Annotated in this window: 17 protein-coding genes; all 17 read left to right on the top strand. The window is 43.2% G+C overall.

From position 1 onward, the window contains the following. The first annotated feature begins 9 nt into the window (after positions 1 to 9). The 17 genes from A6J84_RS04260 to cvfB all read left to right on the top strand — a co-directional run bounded on the left by A6J84_RS04260 (position 10) and on the right by cvfB (position 14,251). Positions 10 to 354 carry a ribosomal-processing cysteine protease Prp gene (locus tag A6J84_RS04260; protein WP_000613705.1) on the top strand — a complete coding sequence of 115 codons (345 nt, stop codon included), beginning with the start codon at positions 10 to 12 and terminating at the stop codon, positions 352 to 354. Positions 355 to 370: 16 nt separating this feature from the next. Beyond that, positions 371 to 664, top strand: a complete 294-nt coding sequence (rpmA, locus tag A6J84_RS04255) for a 50S ribosomal protein L27 (protein ID WP_000916509.1) — start codon at positions 371 to 373, stop codon at positions 662 to 664. A 240-nt stretch (positions 665 to 904) separates the two neighbouring features. After that, positions 905 to 1,813, top strand: coding sequence for a LysR family transcriptional regulator (locus A6J84_RS04250; RefSeq protein WP_001025717.1), 909 nt, complete (start codon positions 905 to 907; stop codon positions 1,811 to 1,813). Continuing rightward, positions 1,810 to 2,277, top strand: coding sequence for a signal peptidase II (gene lspA / locus A6J84_RS04245; protein ID WP_095726114.1), 468 nt, complete (start codon positions 1,810 to 1,812; stop codon positions 2,275 to 2,277). Before A6J84_RS04250 ends, lspA begins: the two co-directional genes overlap by 4 nt. After that, positions 2,261 to 3,160, top strand: a complete 900-nt coding sequence (locus A6J84_RS04240; RefSeq protein WP_095726113.1) for an RluA family pseudouridine synthase — start codon at positions 2,261 to 2,263, stop codon at positions 3,158 to 3,160. Before lspA ends, A6J84_RS04240 begins: the two co-directional genes overlap by 17 nt. 100 nt (positions 3,161 to 3,260) lie before the next feature. After that, complete coding sequence (proB, locus tag A6J84_RS04235) at positions 3,261 to 4,370, top strand: glutamate 5-kinase (protein WP_221761866.1); 1,110 nt, start codon at positions 3,261 to 3,263, stop codon at positions 4,368 to 4,370. A gap of 9 nt (positions 4,371 to 4,379) precedes the next feature. Further along, a complete protein-coding gene (locus A6J84_RS04230) occupies positions 4,380 to 5,642 on the top strand; it encodes a glutamate-5-semialdehyde dehydrogenase (protein WP_095726111.1) in 1,263 nt (420 codons plus the stop codon). 3 nt (positions 5,643 to 5,645) lie between these two features. Then, positions 5,646 to 6,443, top strand: a complete 798-nt coding sequence (proC, locus tag A6J84_RS04225) for a pyrroline-5-carboxylate reductase (protein ID WP_095726110.1) — start codon at positions 5,646 to 5,648, stop codon at positions 6,441 to 6,443. Positions 6,444 to 6,563: 120 nt separating this feature from the next. After that, positions 6,564 to 7,202 (top strand): dTMP kinase, encoded by a 639-nt coding sequence (gene tmk / locus A6J84_RS04220; RefSeq protein WP_095726109.1) that lies wholly within the window; start codon positions 6,564 to 6,566, stop codon positions 7,200 to 7,202. Continuing rightward, positions 7,199 to 8,089, top strand: coding sequence for a DNA polymerase III subunit delta' (locus tag A6J84_RS04215; RefSeq protein WP_095726108.1), 891 nt, complete (start codon positions 7,199 to 7,201; stop codon positions 8,087 to 8,089). Before tmk ends, A6J84_RS04215 begins: the two co-directional genes overlap by 4 nt. Before the next feature lie 145 nt (positions 8,090 to 8,234). Continuing rightward, positions 8,235 to 8,552 carry a DNA replication initiation control protein YabA gene (gene yabA / locus A6J84_RS04205; protein WP_000358229.1) on the top strand — a complete coding sequence of 106 codons (318 nt, stop codon included), beginning with the start codon at positions 8,235 to 8,237 and terminating at the stop codon, positions 8,550 to 8,552. A 2-nt stretch (positions 8,553 to 8,554) separates the two neighbouring features. Beyond that, on the top strand, positions 8,555 to 9,433 hold the full coding sequence (gene rsmI / locus A6J84_RS04200) for a 16S rRNA (cytidine(1402)-2'-O)-methyltransferase (RefSeq protein ID WP_095726107.1): 879 nt from the start codon (positions 8,555 to 8,557) through the stop codon (positions 9,431 to 9,433). Positions 9,434 to 9,511: 78 nt separating this feature from the next. Beyond that, positions 9,512 to 10,459: a hypothetical protein gene (locus A6J84_RS04195; RefSeq protein ID WP_225902218.1), complete on the top strand. Its 948-nt coding sequence runs from the start codon at positions 9,512 to 9,514 to the stop codon at positions 10,457 to 10,459. A 157-nt stretch (positions 10,460 to 10,616) separates the two neighbouring features. Then, a complete protein-coding gene (gene trmFO / locus A6J84_RS04190) occupies positions 10,617 to 11,951 on the top strand; it encodes a methylenetetrahydrofolate--tRNA-(uracil(54)-C(5))-methyltransferase (FADH(2)-oxidizing) TrmFO (RefSeq protein ID WP_095726106.1) in 1,335 nt (444 codons plus the stop codon). 83 nt (positions 11,952 to 12,034) lie between these two features. Continuing rightward, a complete protein-coding gene (pyrH, locus tag A6J84_RS04185) occupies positions 12,035 to 12,772 on the top strand; it encodes a UMP kinase (protein ID WP_000002996.1) in 738 nt (245 codons plus the stop codon). 7 nt (positions 12,773 to 12,779) lie between these two features. Further along, positions 12,780 to 13,337 (top strand): ribosome recycling factor, encoded by a 558-nt coding sequence (gene frr / locus A6J84_RS04180; RefSeq protein WP_001262235.1) that lies wholly within the window; start codon positions 12,780 to 12,782, stop codon positions 13,335 to 13,337. Positions 13,338 to 13,396: 59 nt separating this feature from the next. Further along, a complete protein-coding gene (gene cvfB / locus A6J84_RS04175; protein ID WP_095726105.1) occupies positions 13,397 to 14,251 on the top strand; it encodes an RNA-binding virulence regulatory protein CvfB in 855 nt (284 codons plus the stop codon). Positions 14,252 to 14,254 lie beyond the last annotated feature (3 nt).

Genomic DNA, 14,254 nt, shown 5'->3' with positions numbered 1-14,254 from the left:
GGAGAACACATGATACAAGCAGTCTTTGAGAGAGCCGAAGATGGCGAGCTGAGGAGTGCGGAAATTACTGGACACGCCGAAAGTGGCGAATACGGCTTAGATGTCGTGTGTGCATCGGTTTCTACGCTTGCCATTAACTTTGTCAATTCCATTGAGAAATTTGCAGGCTACGAACCAATCTTAGAATTAAACGAAGATGAAGGTGGCTATCTAAAGGTTGAAATACCAGCGGATCTTCCTTCACACCAGAGAGAAATGACCCAGTTATTCTTCGAATCATTTTTCTTAGGTATGGCAAACTTATCGGAGAACTCTTCTGAGTTCGTCCAAACCAGAGTTATCACAGAAAACTAACACGGAGGAAAACATTATGTTAAAAATGACTCTTAACAACTTGCAACTTTTCGCCCACAAAAAAGGTGGAGGTTCTACATCAAACGGACGTGATTCACAAGCGAAACGTCTTGGAGCTAAAGCAGCTGACGGACAAACTGTAACAGGTGGATCAATCCTTTACCGTCAACGTGGTACACACATCTACCCAGGTGTAAACGTTGGACGTGGTGGAGACGATACTTTGTTCGCTAAAGTTGAAGGCGTAGTACGCTTTGAACGTAAAGGTCGCGATAAGAAACAAGTTTCTGTTTACCCAATCGCTAAATAAAAAGGTCCAGTGAACCTTTTTATTCCGAGCCTTGAAATGAAAAGGCGAGGAAGCTACAAGTAGCATTAAATAAGGCTTTCCGAGTTTTCGGAAAGCCTATTTTTTTGTTTTGATACCCAAAATGATACCCATATTTTTTAAGTCTTGTGTAGTTGGATTTTATCGTGGATATTCTTTTCCCTTTGTTGAAAACTTCTGAATTATGGTATAATAAACAGATAGAGAAGTTGGGGGTAAAAGATGAACATTCAACAATTACGCTATGTTGTGGCTATTGCCAATAGTGGTACTTTCCGTGAAGCTGCTGAAAAGATGTATGTTAGTCAGCCAAGTCTGTCTATTTCTGTGCGCGATTTGGAAAAAGAGCTGGGATTTAAAATTTTCCGTCGGACGAGTTCGGGGACTTTCTTAACCCGTCGTGGTATGGAATTTTATGAGAAAGCGCAAGAATTAGTCAAAGGCTTTGATGTTTTTCAAAATCAGTATGCCAATCCTGAAGAAGAGAAGGATGAATTTTCCATTGCCAGTCAGCACTATGACTTCTTGCCACCAACCATTACGGCTTTTTCAGAACGTTATCCTGACTATAAGAACTTTCGTATCTTTGAGTCTACCACAGTTCAAATCTTAGACGAAGTGGCCCAAGGACACAGTGAGATTGGGATTATCTACCTTAACAACCAAAATAAAAAGGGCATCATGCAACGGGTTGAAAAGCTTGGTTTAGAAGTTATTGAACTAATTCCTTTCCAGACTCACATTTATCTTCGTGAAGGACATCCTTTAGCACAGAAAGAGGAATTGGTAATGGAGGATCTAGCGGATCTGCCAACGGTTCGGTTTACTCAGGAAAAAGATGAGTATCTATACTATTCAGAGAACTTTGTCGACACAAGCGCGAGCTCGCAGATGTTCAATGTGACGGACCGTGCTACTTTGAATGGTATTTTGGAGCGGACGGATGCTTATGCGACTGGATCTGGATTTTTAGATAGTGACAGTGTTAATGGGATTACAGTCATTCGTCTCAAGGATAATCTAGATAATCGCATGGTCTATGTCAAACGGGAAGAAGTTGAGCTTAGCCAAGCTGGGACTCTCTTTGTAGAAGTCATGCAAGAATATTTTGATCAAAAGAGGAAATCATGAAAAAAAGAGGAATAGTAGCAGTCATTATACTGCTTTTGATTGGGCTGGATCAGTTGGTCAAAAATTATGTTGTCCAGCAGATTCCACTGGGTGAGGTGCGTTCGTGGATCCCTAATCTCGTTAGCTTGACCTACCTGCAAAATAGAGGGGCAGCCTTCTCCATGTTGCAAGATCAGCAGTGGTTATTTGCTGTCATTACACTGGTCGTTATGGTCGGTGCCATTTGGTATTTACATAAACACATGGAGGATTCTCTCTGGTTAGTTTTTGGACTGATTTTGATCATCGCGGGAGGTCTGGGCAACTTTATCGACAGAATGAGTCAAGGTTTTGTGGTGGATATGTTTCACCTAGACTTTATCAACTTTGCGATTTTCAATGTTGCTGACAGCTATTTGACAGTTGGTGTCATTGTTCTATTGATTGCAATGCTTAAAGAGGAAGTAAATGGAAATAAAAATTGAAACTGGTGGGCAACGTCTAGACAAGGCTCTGTCGGATCTGACAGAATTGTCACGCAGTCTCGCGAATGAACAAATCAAGGCTGGACAAGTCTTGGTGAATGGGCAAGCCAAGAAAGCCAAATACACTGTCCAAGAGGGGGATGTGGTCACTTACCATGTGCCAGAACCGGAGGTTTTGGAGTATGTAGCTGAGAATCTTCCGCTCGAGATCATCTACCAAGATGAGGATGTAGCCGTTGTCAACAAACCTCAAGGGATGGTGGTTCATCCGAGCGCCGGTCATACTAGCGGAACCTTGGTCAATGCCCTCATGTACCATATCAAGGACTTGTCAGGTATCAATGGGGTCCTCCGTCCAGGAATTGTTCACCGCATTGACAAGGACACGTCTGGTCTCCTCATGATTGCGAAGAATGATGAGGCTCACTTAGCACTCGCTCAAGAACTTAAGGATAAGAAGTCTCTCCGCAAATATTGGGCGATTGTTCATGGCAATCTTCCAAATGATCGTGGTGTGATTGAAGCACCTATTGGTCGTAGCGAAAAAGACCGTAAGAAACAGGCAGTGACTGCTAAAGGAAAGCCTGCAGTGACGCGTTTTCAAGTCTTGGAACGTTTTGGTGATTATAGCTTAGTGGAGTTGCAACTGGAAACAGGACGTACCCACCAAATCCGTGTTCACATGGCTTATATCGGCCATCCAGTCGCTGGTGATGAGGTCTATGGTCCACGCAAAACCTTGAAAGGACATGGACAATTCCTCCATGCTAAAACTCTAGGTTTTACCCATCCGAGAACAGGTGAGACCTTGGAATTCACAGCAGATATTCCAGAGATTTTTAAAGAAACGCTGGAAAGATTGCGTCAAACTGAGAATAGATAAAAGAGTTGAGATAGCTGTCTCAACCTTTTTCATTTCAAGTCTTTTCTATTTTAAAGCATTCATGTTATAATGGATAAATATGAAGAATCGGAGTGAGAATATGAACTACAAACGAATCGTCTTTAAGGTGGGGACTTCGTCCTTGACAAATGAAGACGGGAGTTTATCAAGAAGTAAAGTAAAGGTAATTACCCAGCAATTGGCTATGCTGCATGAGGCTGGACATGAGTTGATTTTAGTGTCATCTGGGGCAGTAGCGGCAGGGTTTGGAGCTTTGGGTTTTAAAAAACGTCCGACCAAGATTGCTGATAAACAAGCTTCGGCTGCGGTTGGTCAGGGACTTTTGTTGGAGGAATACACAACCAACCTCCTCATGCGCCAGATCGTTTCAGCACAAATCTTGCTGACCCAGGATGATTTTGTGGATAAGCGCCGTTATAAAAATGCCCATCAGGCCTTGTCTGTATTGCTCCATCGTGGTGCCATTCCCATCATCAATGAAAATGATAGTGTCGTCATTGACGAACTCAAGGTGGGTGATAATGACACTCTGAGTGCCCAGGTAGCGGCGATGGTCCAAGCGGACCTTTTAGTTCTCTTGACCGATGTGGACGGTCTCTATACCGGAAATCCCAACTCAGATCCAACAGCCAAACGTTTGGAGAAAATCGAGACTATCAATCGTGAGATTATTGATATGGCTGGTGGAGCAGGTTCTTCAAATGGAACTGGGGGTATGCTGACAAAAATTAAGGCGGCTACGATTGCAACGGAGTCGGGTGTACCAGTCTATATTTGCTCCTCCTTGAAATCTGATGCCTTGATTGAGGCAGCTGAAGAAACTAGGGATGGTTCCTTCTTTGTTGCGCAAGAGAAGGGACTTCGTACCCAGAAACAATGGCTGGCCTTCTATGCTCAAAGTCAGGGAACGATTTGGGTAGATGGTGGAGCTGCAGAGGCACTTTCAAAAAACGGGAAAAGTCTCCTTTTATCGGGTGTGGTAGAAGTGGAAGGAAACTTCTCTTACCACGATATTGTCACAGTGGCTGATAAAGAAACGGGTCAATCTCTTGGGAAGGGACGTGTCCAATTTGGTGTCTCAGCCCTAGAAGATATGCTCCGTTCTCAAAAAGCTAAGGGAGTCTTAATTCACCGTGATGACTGGATTTCCATTACTCCTGAAATCCAGCTGCTCTTTAGAGAATTTTAGAGGTGAACGATGGTAAGTACACAAGAACAATTTGAACAGGTACAGGCTGTTAAGAAATCAATCAATACTGCTAGTAAAGTAGTGAAAAACCAAGCCTTGCTAGCCATGGCTGATCAGTTATTGGCAGCTACTGAGGAGATTCTAGAGGCCAATGCCCTCGATATGGCAGCGGCCAAGGGGAAAATCTCAGATGTCATGCTAGACCGTCTTTATTTGGATGAGGGACGTATAGAAGCGATGGCAAGAGGGATTCGTGAAGTGGTTGCTTTACCAGATCCTATTGGTGAAGTCCTAGAAACAAGTCAGCTTGAAAATGGCTTGGTTATTACCAAGAAACGTGTGGCCATGGGGGTTATTGGTATTATCTATGAAAGTCGTCCAAATGTGACGTCTGATGCGGCTGCCTTGGCTCTCAAAAGTGGCAATGCGGTCGTTCTTCGTAGTGGCAAGGATGCCTATCAAACAGCTCATGCTATTGTCACAGCCTTAAAGAAGGGCTTGGAGACGACTACCATTCATCCAGAGGTGATTCAACTAGTAGAAGATACTAGCCGTGAAAGCAGCTATGCTATGATGAAGGCCAAGGGTTATCTAGACCTTCTCATACCTCGTGGAGGTGCTGGTTTGATCAATGCTGTTGTTGAAAATGCTATCGTGCCTGTTATCGAGACAGGAACTGGGATTGTCCATGTCTATGTGGATAAGGATGCAGATGAAGACAAGGCTCTATCGATCATCAACAATGCTAAAACCAGTCGTCCTTCTGTCTGCAATGCTATGGAAGTTTTACTGGTTCATGAAGACAAGGCAGCGGATTTCCTTCCTCGCTTGGAACAAGTTCTGGTTACAAGTCGGAAAGAAGCTGGCCTGGAGTCAATTCAATTCCGCTTGGATGAGAAAGCAAGTCAGTTTCTTTCAGGTCGAGAAGCTGAGGATCAAGACTTTGACACTGAGTTTTTAGATTATATCCTAGCGGTTAAGGTTGTGAGCAGTTTAGAAGAAGCAGTTGAGCATATTGAAGCTCACAGTACCCATCATTCGGATGCCATTGTGACGGAAAATGCTGAAGCTGCAGCTTACTTTACAGATCAAGTGGACTCTGCCGCAGTTTATGTCAATGCCTCGACTCGTTTCACTGATGGTGGCCAGTTTGGTCTTGGATGTGAGATGGGGATTTCTACTCAGAAACTGCATGCGCGTGGGCCTATGGGATTGAAAGAGTTGACCAGTTACAAGTATGTGGTTACTGGTGACGGACAGATAAGGGAGTAAGAGATGAAGATTGGATTTATCGGTTTGGGAAATATGGGTTCTAGCTTGGCTAAGGCTGTTTTGCAGGCCAAGACGGGTGCTCAGATTCTCCTTGCCAATCGTAGTCAAGCAAAAGTAGATGCTTTCATTGCCAACTTTGGTGGTCAGGCTTCCAGCAATGACGAAATCTTCGCAGAAGCAGATGTGATTTTTCTAGGAGTTAAGCCTGCTCAGTTTTCTGAACTGCTTTCTCAATACCAGACCATCCTTGAAAAGAGAGAGAGTCTTCTTTTGATTTCCATGGCAGCTGGACTGACTTTGGAAAAACTAGCGAGTCTTTTGCCAAGTCAACACCGGATTATTCGCATCATGCCTAATACACCAGTGGTTATCGACCAAGGAGTGATTAGTTATGCCATGTCAGCAAATTGTCGTGCTGAGGACAGGGAACTCTTTTGTCAGCTTTTAGCCAAGGCTGGTCTTTTGGTTGAGCTGGGAGATGGCTTAATCGATGCTGCGACAGGTCTTGCAGGTTGTGGACCAGCCTTTGTCTACCTCTTTATCGAGGCTTTGGCAGATGCAGGTGTTCAGACAGGATTGCCCCGAGAAAGGGCCTTGAAAATGGCAGCCCAAACAGTAGTCGGCGCTGGACAAATGGTCCTCGAAAGCCAGCAACATCCTGGAGTTTTGAAAGACCAAGTTTGCAGTCCAGGTGGTTCGACTATCGCTGGTGTAGCAAGTCTGGAAGAACATGCCTTTAGAGGCACCGTCATGGACGCAGTTCATCAAGCCTACAAACGAACACAAGAATTAGGTAAATAAGAGGTTGGATGACTCCCAGCCTCTTTTATGGTCGATTGAATGGAGAAGACACAAAAAGATTGTCACAAAAACCTATTTTTTTGATAGAATAGAAGGTAGAAAAAAAGAAATGAGTTAGACATGTCAAAAGGATTTTTAGTCTCTCTTGAGGGACCAGAGGGAGCAGGAAAGACCAGTGTTTTAGAGACTCTGCTCCCAATTTTAAAGGAAAAAGGAGTAGAAGTGCTGACGACCCGTGAGCCAGGTGGAGTCTTGATTGGTGAGAAGATTCGTCAAGTGATTTTGGACCCAAGTCATACTCAGATGGATCCTAAAACAGAGCTTCTTCTTTATATTGCCAGTCGCAGACAGCACTTGGTGGAAAAAGTTCTCCCAGCCCTTGAAGCTGGCAAGTTGGTCATTATGGACCGCTTCATCGATAGTTCCGTTGCTTATCAAGGATTTGGTCGTGGCTTGGATATTGATGCCATTGCTTGGCTCAATCACTTTGCAACAGATGGCCTCAAACCCGACTTGACACTCTATTTTGACATTGAGGTGGAAGAAGGACTGGCTCGCATTGCTGCCAATAGTGATCGCGAGGTCAATCGTTTGGACTTGGAAGGCTTGGACTTGCACAAGAAAGTTCGTAAAGGCTACCTTTCTCTTCTGGACAAAGAAGGAAATCGCATTGTCAAGATTGATGCAAGTCTTCCTTTGGAGCAAGTTGTGGAAACGACCAAGGCTGTCTTATTTGACAGAATGGGCTTGGATAAATGAAACAAGATCAACTAAAAGCTTGGCAGCCAGAACAGTTTGACCGTTTTGTCCGTATCCTAGAACAAGATCAGCTTAATCACGCCTATCTCTTTTCAGGTTTCTTTGGAAGCTTGGAAATGGCACAGTTTTTGGCTAAGAGCCTCTTTTGTACGGATAAAGTAGGCGTTCTACCATGTGAGAAATGCCGAAACTGTAAGCTGATTGAACAGGAAGAATTTCCCGATGTTACTTTAATCAAGCCAGTCAATCAGGTCATCAAGACAGAACGCATTCGAGAATTGGTAGGACAGTTTTCCCAAGCAGGGATTGAAAGTCAGCAGCAGGTTTTTATTATCGAGCAGGCGGAGAAAATGCATCCCAACGCAGCCAATTCTCTGCTCAAGGTCATCGAAGAACCCCAGAGTGAAGTTTACATTTTCTTCTTGACCAGCGATGAGGAAAAGATCTTGCCAACTATCCGGAGTCGTACCCAGATTTTCCACTTTAAAAAGCAAGAAGAAAAACTCATCCATCAATTAGATCAAGCAGGTTTAGTCAAGAAAAAAGCGACTCTTTTGGCCCAGTTTTGTCAGTCACGAGCTGAAGCTGAAAAACTGGCAAATCAGGCAAATTTTTGGACCTTGGTGGATGAAAGTGAACGCTTGCTAACTTGGTTACTAGCTAAGAAAAAAGAAAGTTATCTCCAAGTTGCTAAATTAGCCAACTTGGCAGATGACAAGGAAAAACAAGATCAGGTTTTGCGAATCCTCGAAGTGCTCTGTGGACAGGACCTCCTGCAAGCAAGAATTCGACAGATTTTACAAGATTTGCTAGAAGCTAGAAAAATGTGGCAGGCTAATGTCAGCTTTCAAAATGCCATGGAATATCTGGTCTTGAAAGAAATATAAACTCATACTCTTCGAAAATCAAATTCAAACCACGTCAACGTCGCCTTGCCGTACTCAAGTACAGCCTGCGGCTAGTTTCCTAGTTTGCTCTTTGATTTTCATTGAGTATTAAAAATGAACGATATAGAAAGGAAAGGGCTGGTTTATGGACAAAAAAGAATTATTTGACGCGCTGGATGATTTTTCCCAACAGTTACTGGTGACCTTGGCCGATGTGGAAGCCATCAAGAAAAATCTCAAGAGCCTGGTAGAGGAAAATACAGCTCTTCGATTGGAAAATAGTAAGTTGCGCGAACGCTTAGGCGAGGTGGAAGCAGATACACCCGTTAAGGCTAAGCATGTTCGTGAAAGCGTCCGTCGAATCTATAAAGACGGGTTTCACGTATGTAATGATTTTTACGGCCAACGCCGAGAGCAGGACGAAGAATGTATGTTCTGTGATGAGTTGTTATATAGGGAGTAAGCATGCAGATTCAAAAAAGTTTTAAGGGACAATCTCCCTATGGCAAGCTTTACCTAGTAGCAACGCCGATTGGCAATCTAGACGATATGACTTTTCGTGCTATCCAGACTTTGAAAGAGGTGGACTGGATTGCTGCTGAGGACACGCGCAATACAGGACTTTTGCTCAAACATTTTGACATTTCCACCAAGCAGATCAGTTTTCACGAGCACAATGCCAAGGAAAAGATTCCTGATTTGATTGGTTTCTTGAAAGCGGGACAAAGTATCGCTCAGGTTTCTGACGCGGGTCTGCCTAGTATCTCGGACCCTGGTCATGATTTGGTCAAGGCAGCTATTGAGGAAGAAATCGCAGTTGTTACCGTTCCAGGTGCCTCTGCAGGAATTTCTGCCTTGATTGCCAGTGGCCTAGCGCCACAGCCACATATCTTTTACGGTTTCTTACCGAGAAAGTCTGGCCAGCAAAAGCAATTTTTCGACTTAAAAAAAGATTACCCAGAAACTCAGATTTTCTATGAATCCCCCCACCGTGTAGCGGATACGTTAGAAAATATGCTAGAAGTCTACGGTGATCGCTCGGTAGTCTTGGTCAGAGAATTGACTAAAATCTATGAAGAATACCAACGAGGAAAGATTTCAGAGCTACTAGAAAGCATAGCTGAAACGCCACTCAAGGGCGAATGCCTTCTCATCATTGAGGGTGCCAGTCAGGATGTGGAGGAAAAGGACGAGGAGGACTTGTTTTCAGATATCCAAGCACGCATCCAAGAAGGCATGAAGAAAAATCAAGCCATTAAGGAAGTTGCGAAACTCTACATGTGGAATAAAAGTCAACTCTATGCTGCCTACCACGACTGGGAAAAAAATCAAGAAAGTGATTAAACAGGGAAGTTTGCCTTCTTCCCGAAGTGAATATAGCAATCATTAGTATTTTGCTACGAATGCTTATTTGGAGGGGAAATGAAAAGCAAAGTGATTAAGAAGGTAGTTGGTTTACTGTTCCCTATTCTCACATTATTTATGTTGTCTGCATGTAACAACAGAGTCGATCGTGATTTAGCTAAAACAGCTATTTCAAACATTCGTTCTGTAGTAGAAGCTGCAGGGTTAGAAGCAGAAGGATACTCGACAGCTGATACCTTTGGATATTATGGATCTCCGTTTTACGTTGAAGGAAATACGAAATTTGTTGATGTCTATGTGGATTTTGAAAAAGATTATGTTGAGAGCACTCCAGTCCTTAAATACAATTCGAGGCTTAAAGAAGTTGAAAAGAAAAAATTCTTTGGTTTTTCCAAGAAAACAGTCTACCGTTTAGAAATGGAGTATGTTTCTGGTGATGACAACTATGACCGACTTGAGGAAGCTTATAATATATTACTTCAAAGTGGTAGCTTGACTTCAACATATTTAAGCGATGATGTGATTAGGAATCTTTATATTAAAAATTCAATTGAATTGGACTCATTTGACTCCAATTATTCTTTGGTTCCAAAAAAAGAATATAGTGGCAACCCCAAAACCCGTCTTGAAGAGAGAGATAAAAGAGAGGCAATTTTGAAGACGGATGTAGAAGAACTCACTCCCTTAATTGAGGACCTAGACTCAAGTAGAGTCAACAATCTTGATGAAGAGACGCTTGTTCGTAATCGAGATCTACTTTTAAAAAGAGTTGCTGACAATCGTTCGACCTTTAGTATTCGAATACGTATTGATATAGAGCAGGTACGAAGACAAAACCTACAAGTAACTAATGAAGATATTGACAATTGGACGGATTCTGATTTCGAATACTTACTTGCCCAAATACTTCAAAGCGATAAACTACCTAAGAATACAGAAGTACGTTTTACTATAAAATATGGAAGCAAACTGAATTGGGAGACATTCAATTTTAATAAAGAATAATTTTTGAAAGACATTCAGGAATTCTCCTGTCTGTCTTTTTACTTAGTTTTTTGGTATAATGGACCAAGCATGAATTTAGAAAGATTTGTGGGTGTCAAATAGTCTAGTAGCTTGTTTTTATTTGGACTTAGTTTCCACCCAAAGAGGTATTAGTGTCGTGTCTCAATCTTATATCAATGTTATCGGAGCAGGTTTGGCAGGGTCTGAAGCAGCCTACCAAATCGCAGAACGTGGTATTCCAGTTAAACTCTATGAAATGCGTGGTGTCAAGTCAACACCCCAGCACAAAACAGACAATTTTGCTGAGTTGGTTTGTTCCAATTCTCTTCGTGGGGATGCCCTGACAAATGCTGTCGGGCTCCTCAAGGAAGAAATGCGTCGCTTGGGTTCTGTTGTCTTGGAATCAGCAGAAGCTACACGTGTTCCTGCAGGCGGAGCCCTTGCGGTGGACCGTGATGGTTTCTCTCAAATGGTGACTGAAAAAGTGGCCAATCATCCCTTGATTGAAGTGGTTCGTGATGAAATTACAGAATTGCCAACTGACGTTATTACTGTGGTCGCTACTGGTCCTTTGACTAGTGATGCCTTAGCTGAAAAGATTCATGCCCTTAATGATGGGGATGGATTCTATTTCTACGATGCGGCGGCGCCGATTATCGACGTTAACACCATTGATATGAGCAAGGTCTATCTCAAGTCTCGTTATGATAAGGGAGAAGCAGCCTACCTCAACGCTCCAATGACCAAACAAGAGTTTATGGATTTCCATGAAGCCTTGGTCAATGCGGAAGAAGCACCGCTCAATTCCTTTGAAAAAGAAAAGTACTTTGAAGGTTGTATGCCTATCGAAGTCATGGCTAAGCGTGGCATTAAAACCATGCTTTATGGTCCTATGAAACCAGTTGGTCTGGAGTACCCAGACGACTATACGGGGCCTCGTGATGGCGAGTTCAAAACACCGTATGCAGTTGTCCAGCTTCGTCAGGACAATGCGGCTGGTAGCCTCTATAATATCGTCGGTTTCCAGACCCACCTCAAATGGGGAGAACAAAAGCGTGTCTTCCAAATGATTCCAGGTCTTGAAAATGCGGAGTTTGTTCGTTATGGGGTCATGCACCGCAATTCTTACATGGATTCACCAAATCTTCTTGAGCAAACCTATCGTTCTAAGAAACAACCAAACCTTTTCTTTGCTGGTCAGATGACGGGTGTGGAAGGCTATGTTGAGTCAGCGGCATCAGGTCTAGTTGCAGGTATTAACGCGGCTCGTCTCTTCAAGGGAGAAAGTGAGGCTATTTTCCCAGAGACAACAGCGATTGGAAGTCTGGCGCATTACATCACTCATGCAGATAGCAAACATTTCCAACCCATGAATGTCAATTTTGGGATTATCAAGGAATTGGAAGGCGAGCGTATCCGTGATAAGAAGGCCCGTTATGAAAAAATTGCAGAGCGTGCTCTTACCGACTTAGAGGAATTTTTAACGGTCTAATTTTTTTTTAAAGAATTGCTCATGATACTATAAAAATCTTAGAAATTGTGATAAAATAGGTAGGATAAAAAAAGGAGAGTAAAATGGCGAACCCCAAGTATAAACGTATTTTAATCAAGTTATCAGGTGAAGCCCTTGCCGGTGAGCGTGGCGTAGGGATTGATATCCAAACAGTTCAAACAATTGCAAAAGAGATTCAAGAAGTTCATAGCTTAGGTATCGAAATTGCCCTTGTTATTGGTGGAGGAAATCTCTGGCGTGGAGAACCTGCTGCAGAAGCAGGAATGGACCGCGTTCAGGCCGATTACACTGGAATGCTTGGGACCGTGATGAATGCTCTTGTGATGGCAGATTCATTGCAACAAGTTGGTGTCGATACGCGTGTGCAAACAGCCATTGCCATGCAACAAGTGGCAGAACCTTATGTACGTGGACGTGCTCTTCGCCACCTTGAAAAAGGCCGTATCGTTATCTTTGGTGCTGGTATTGGTTCACCTTACTTCTCAACCGATACAACAGCAGCCCTTCGTGCAGCTGAAATCGAAGCAGATGCCATTCTTATGGCTAAAAATGGTGTAGACGGTGTTTACAATGCTGATCCTAAGAAAGACAAGACAGCCGTTAAGTTTGAAGAATTGACCCACCGTGACGTTATCAATAAAGGTCTTCGTATCATGGACTCAACTGCTTCAACCCTCTCTATGGACAACGACATTGACTTGGTTGTCTTCAACATGAACCAACCAGGTAACATCAAACGTGTCGTATTTGGTGAAAATATCGGAACAACAGTTTCAAACAATATCGAAGAAAAGGAATAAGAAAATTATGGCTAATGCAATTGTAGAAAAAGCTAAAGAGAGAATGACCCAGTCTCACCAATCACTTGCTCGTGAATTTGGTGGTATCCGTGCCGGTCGTGCCAACGCGAGCTTGCTAGACCGTATCCACGTAGAATACTATGGAGTCGAAACTCCTCTTAACCAAATCGCTTCAATTACCATTCCAGAAGCGCGTGTTTTGTTGGTAACACCATTTGACAAGTCTTCATTGAAAGACATCGAACGTGCCTTGAACGCTTCTGATCTTGGTATCACACCAGCTAATGATGGTTCTGTGATCCGCTTGGTTATCCCTGCCCTTACAGAAGAAACTCGTCGTGACCTTGCTAAAGAAGTGAAGAAGGTCGGTGAAAATGCTAAAGTGGCTGTCCGCAACATCCGCCGCGACGCTATGGACGAAGCTAAGAAGCAAGAAAAAGCAAAAGAAATCACTGAAGACGAATTGAAGACTCTTGAAAAAGATATTCAAAAAGTAACAGACGACGCTGTCAAACACATCGACGACATGACTGCCAATAAAGAAAAAGAAATCTTGGAAGTCTAAAAATAAACAGAAAAACTCAGTTGGCATTGCTGGCTGAGTTTTATTCGAAAGAAGGAAATATGAATACAAATCTTGCAAGTTTTATCGTTGGACTCATCATCGATGAAAATGACCGTTTTTACTTTGTGCAAAAGGATGGTCAGACCTATGCTCTTGCTAAGGAAGAAGGTCAACATACAGTAGGGGATACGGTCAAAGGTTTTGCCTATACAGATATGAAGCAAAAACTCCGCTTGACCACTCTAGAAGTGACTGCTACTCAGGACCAATTTGGCTGGGGAACCGTAACAGAAGTTCGTAAGGACTTGGGTGTTTTTGTCGATACCGGTCTACCTGATAAGGAAATCGTTGTGTCACTCGATATCCTCCCTGAACTCAAGGAACTCTGGCCTAAGAAAGGTGACAAACTCTACATCCGTCTTGAAGTGGACAAGAAAGACCGAATCTGGGGACTCTTGGCTTATCAGGAAGACTTCCAACGTCTGACTCGTCCTGCCTACAACAACATGCAGAACCAAAACTGGCCAGCCATTGTTTACCGTCTCAAGCTGTCAGGGACCTTTGTCTATCTGCCAGAGAATAACATGCTTGGTTTCATTCACCCAAGTGAGCGCTACGCAGAGCCACGTTTAGGCCAAGTGCTAGATGCGCGGGTCATCGGTTTCCGTGAAGTGGACCGTACCTTGAACCTATCCCTCAAACCACGTTCCTTTGAAATGTTGGAAAATGATGCTCAGATGATTTTGACCTACTTGGAAAGCAATGGCGGTTTCATGACCTTAAATGATAAGTCATCTCCTGAGGACATCAAGGCAACCTTTGGTATCTCTAAAGGTCAGTTCAAGAAAGCACTCGGTGGCTTGATGAAGGCTAGTAAAATCAAGCAAGACCAGTTTGGTACAGAGTTGATTTAAACC

It is taken from the genome of Streptococcus sp. FDAARGOS_256, from assembly GCF_002289235.2.
Taxonomy (GTDB): domain Bacteria; phylum Bacillota; class Bacilli; order Lactobacillales; family Streptococcaceae; genus Streptococcus.
Note: the sequence above shows the minus strand (reverse complement) of the source record. Positions and strands in the feature narration are given on the sequence as shown.

Excerpts from the sequence above, each read along its gene's own strand:
- lspA (WP_095726114.1), top strand. The coding sequence starts at position 1,810 with ATGAAAAAAAGAGGAATAGTAGCAGTCATTATACTGCTTTTGATTGGG.
- pyrH (WP_000002996.1), top strand. The coding sequence starts at position 12,035 with ATGGCGAACCCCAAGTATAAACGTATTTTAATCAAGTTATCAGGTGAA.
- proB (WP_221761866.1), top strand. The coding sequence starts at position 3,261 with ATGAACTACAAACGAATCGTCTTTAAGGTGGGGACTTCGTCCTTGACA.
- A6J84_RS04195 (WP_225902218.1), top strand. The coding sequence starts at position 9,512 with ATGAAAAGCAAAGTGATTAAGAAGGTAGTTGGTTTACTGTTCCCTATT.
- tmk (WP_095726109.1), top strand. The coding sequence starts at position 6,564 with ATGTCAAAAGGATTTTTAGTCTCTCTTGAGGGACCAGAGGGAGCAGGA.
- A6J84_RS04215 (WP_095726108.1), top strand. The coding sequence starts at position 7,199 with ATGAAACAAGATCAACTAAAAGCTTGGCAGCCAGAACAGTTTGACCGT.
- cvfB (WP_095726105.1), top strand. The coding sequence starts at position 13,397 with ATGAATACAAATCTTGCAAGTTTTATCGTTGGACTCATCATCGATGAA.
- yabA (WP_000358229.1), top strand. The coding sequence starts at position 8,235 with ATGGACAAAAAAGAATTATTTGACGCGCTGGATGATTTTTCCCAACAG.
- A6J84_RS04230 (WP_095726111.1), top strand. The coding sequence starts at position 4,380 with ATGGTAAGTACACAAGAACAATTTGAACAGGTACAGGCTGTTAAGAAA.
- proC (WP_095726110.1), top strand. The coding sequence starts at position 5,646 with ATGAAGATTGGATTTATCGGTTTGGGAAATATGGGTTCTAGCTTGGCT.
- rpmA (WP_000916509.1), top strand. The coding sequence starts at position 371 with ATGTTAAAAATGACTCTTAACAACTTGCAACTTTTCGCCCACAAAAAA.
- rsmI (WP_095726107.1), top strand. The coding sequence starts at position 8,555 with ATGCAGATTCAAAAAAGTTTTAAGGGACAATCTCCCTATGGCAAGCTT.
- frr (WP_001262235.1), top strand. The coding sequence starts at position 12,780 with ATGGCTAATGCAATTGTAGAAAAAGCTAAAGAGAGAATGACCCAGTCT.
- A6J84_RS04260 (WP_000613705.1), top strand. The coding sequence starts at position 10 with ATGATACAAGCAGTCTTTGAGAGAGCCGAAGATGGCGAGCTGAGGAGT.
- A6J84_RS04250 (WP_001025717.1), top strand. The coding sequence starts at position 905 with ATGAACATTCAACAATTACGCTATGTTGTGGCTATTGCCAATAGTGGT.
- A6J84_RS04240 (WP_095726113.1), top strand. The coding sequence starts at position 2,261 with ATGGAAATAAAAATTGAAACTGGTGGGCAACGTCTAGACAAGGCTCTG.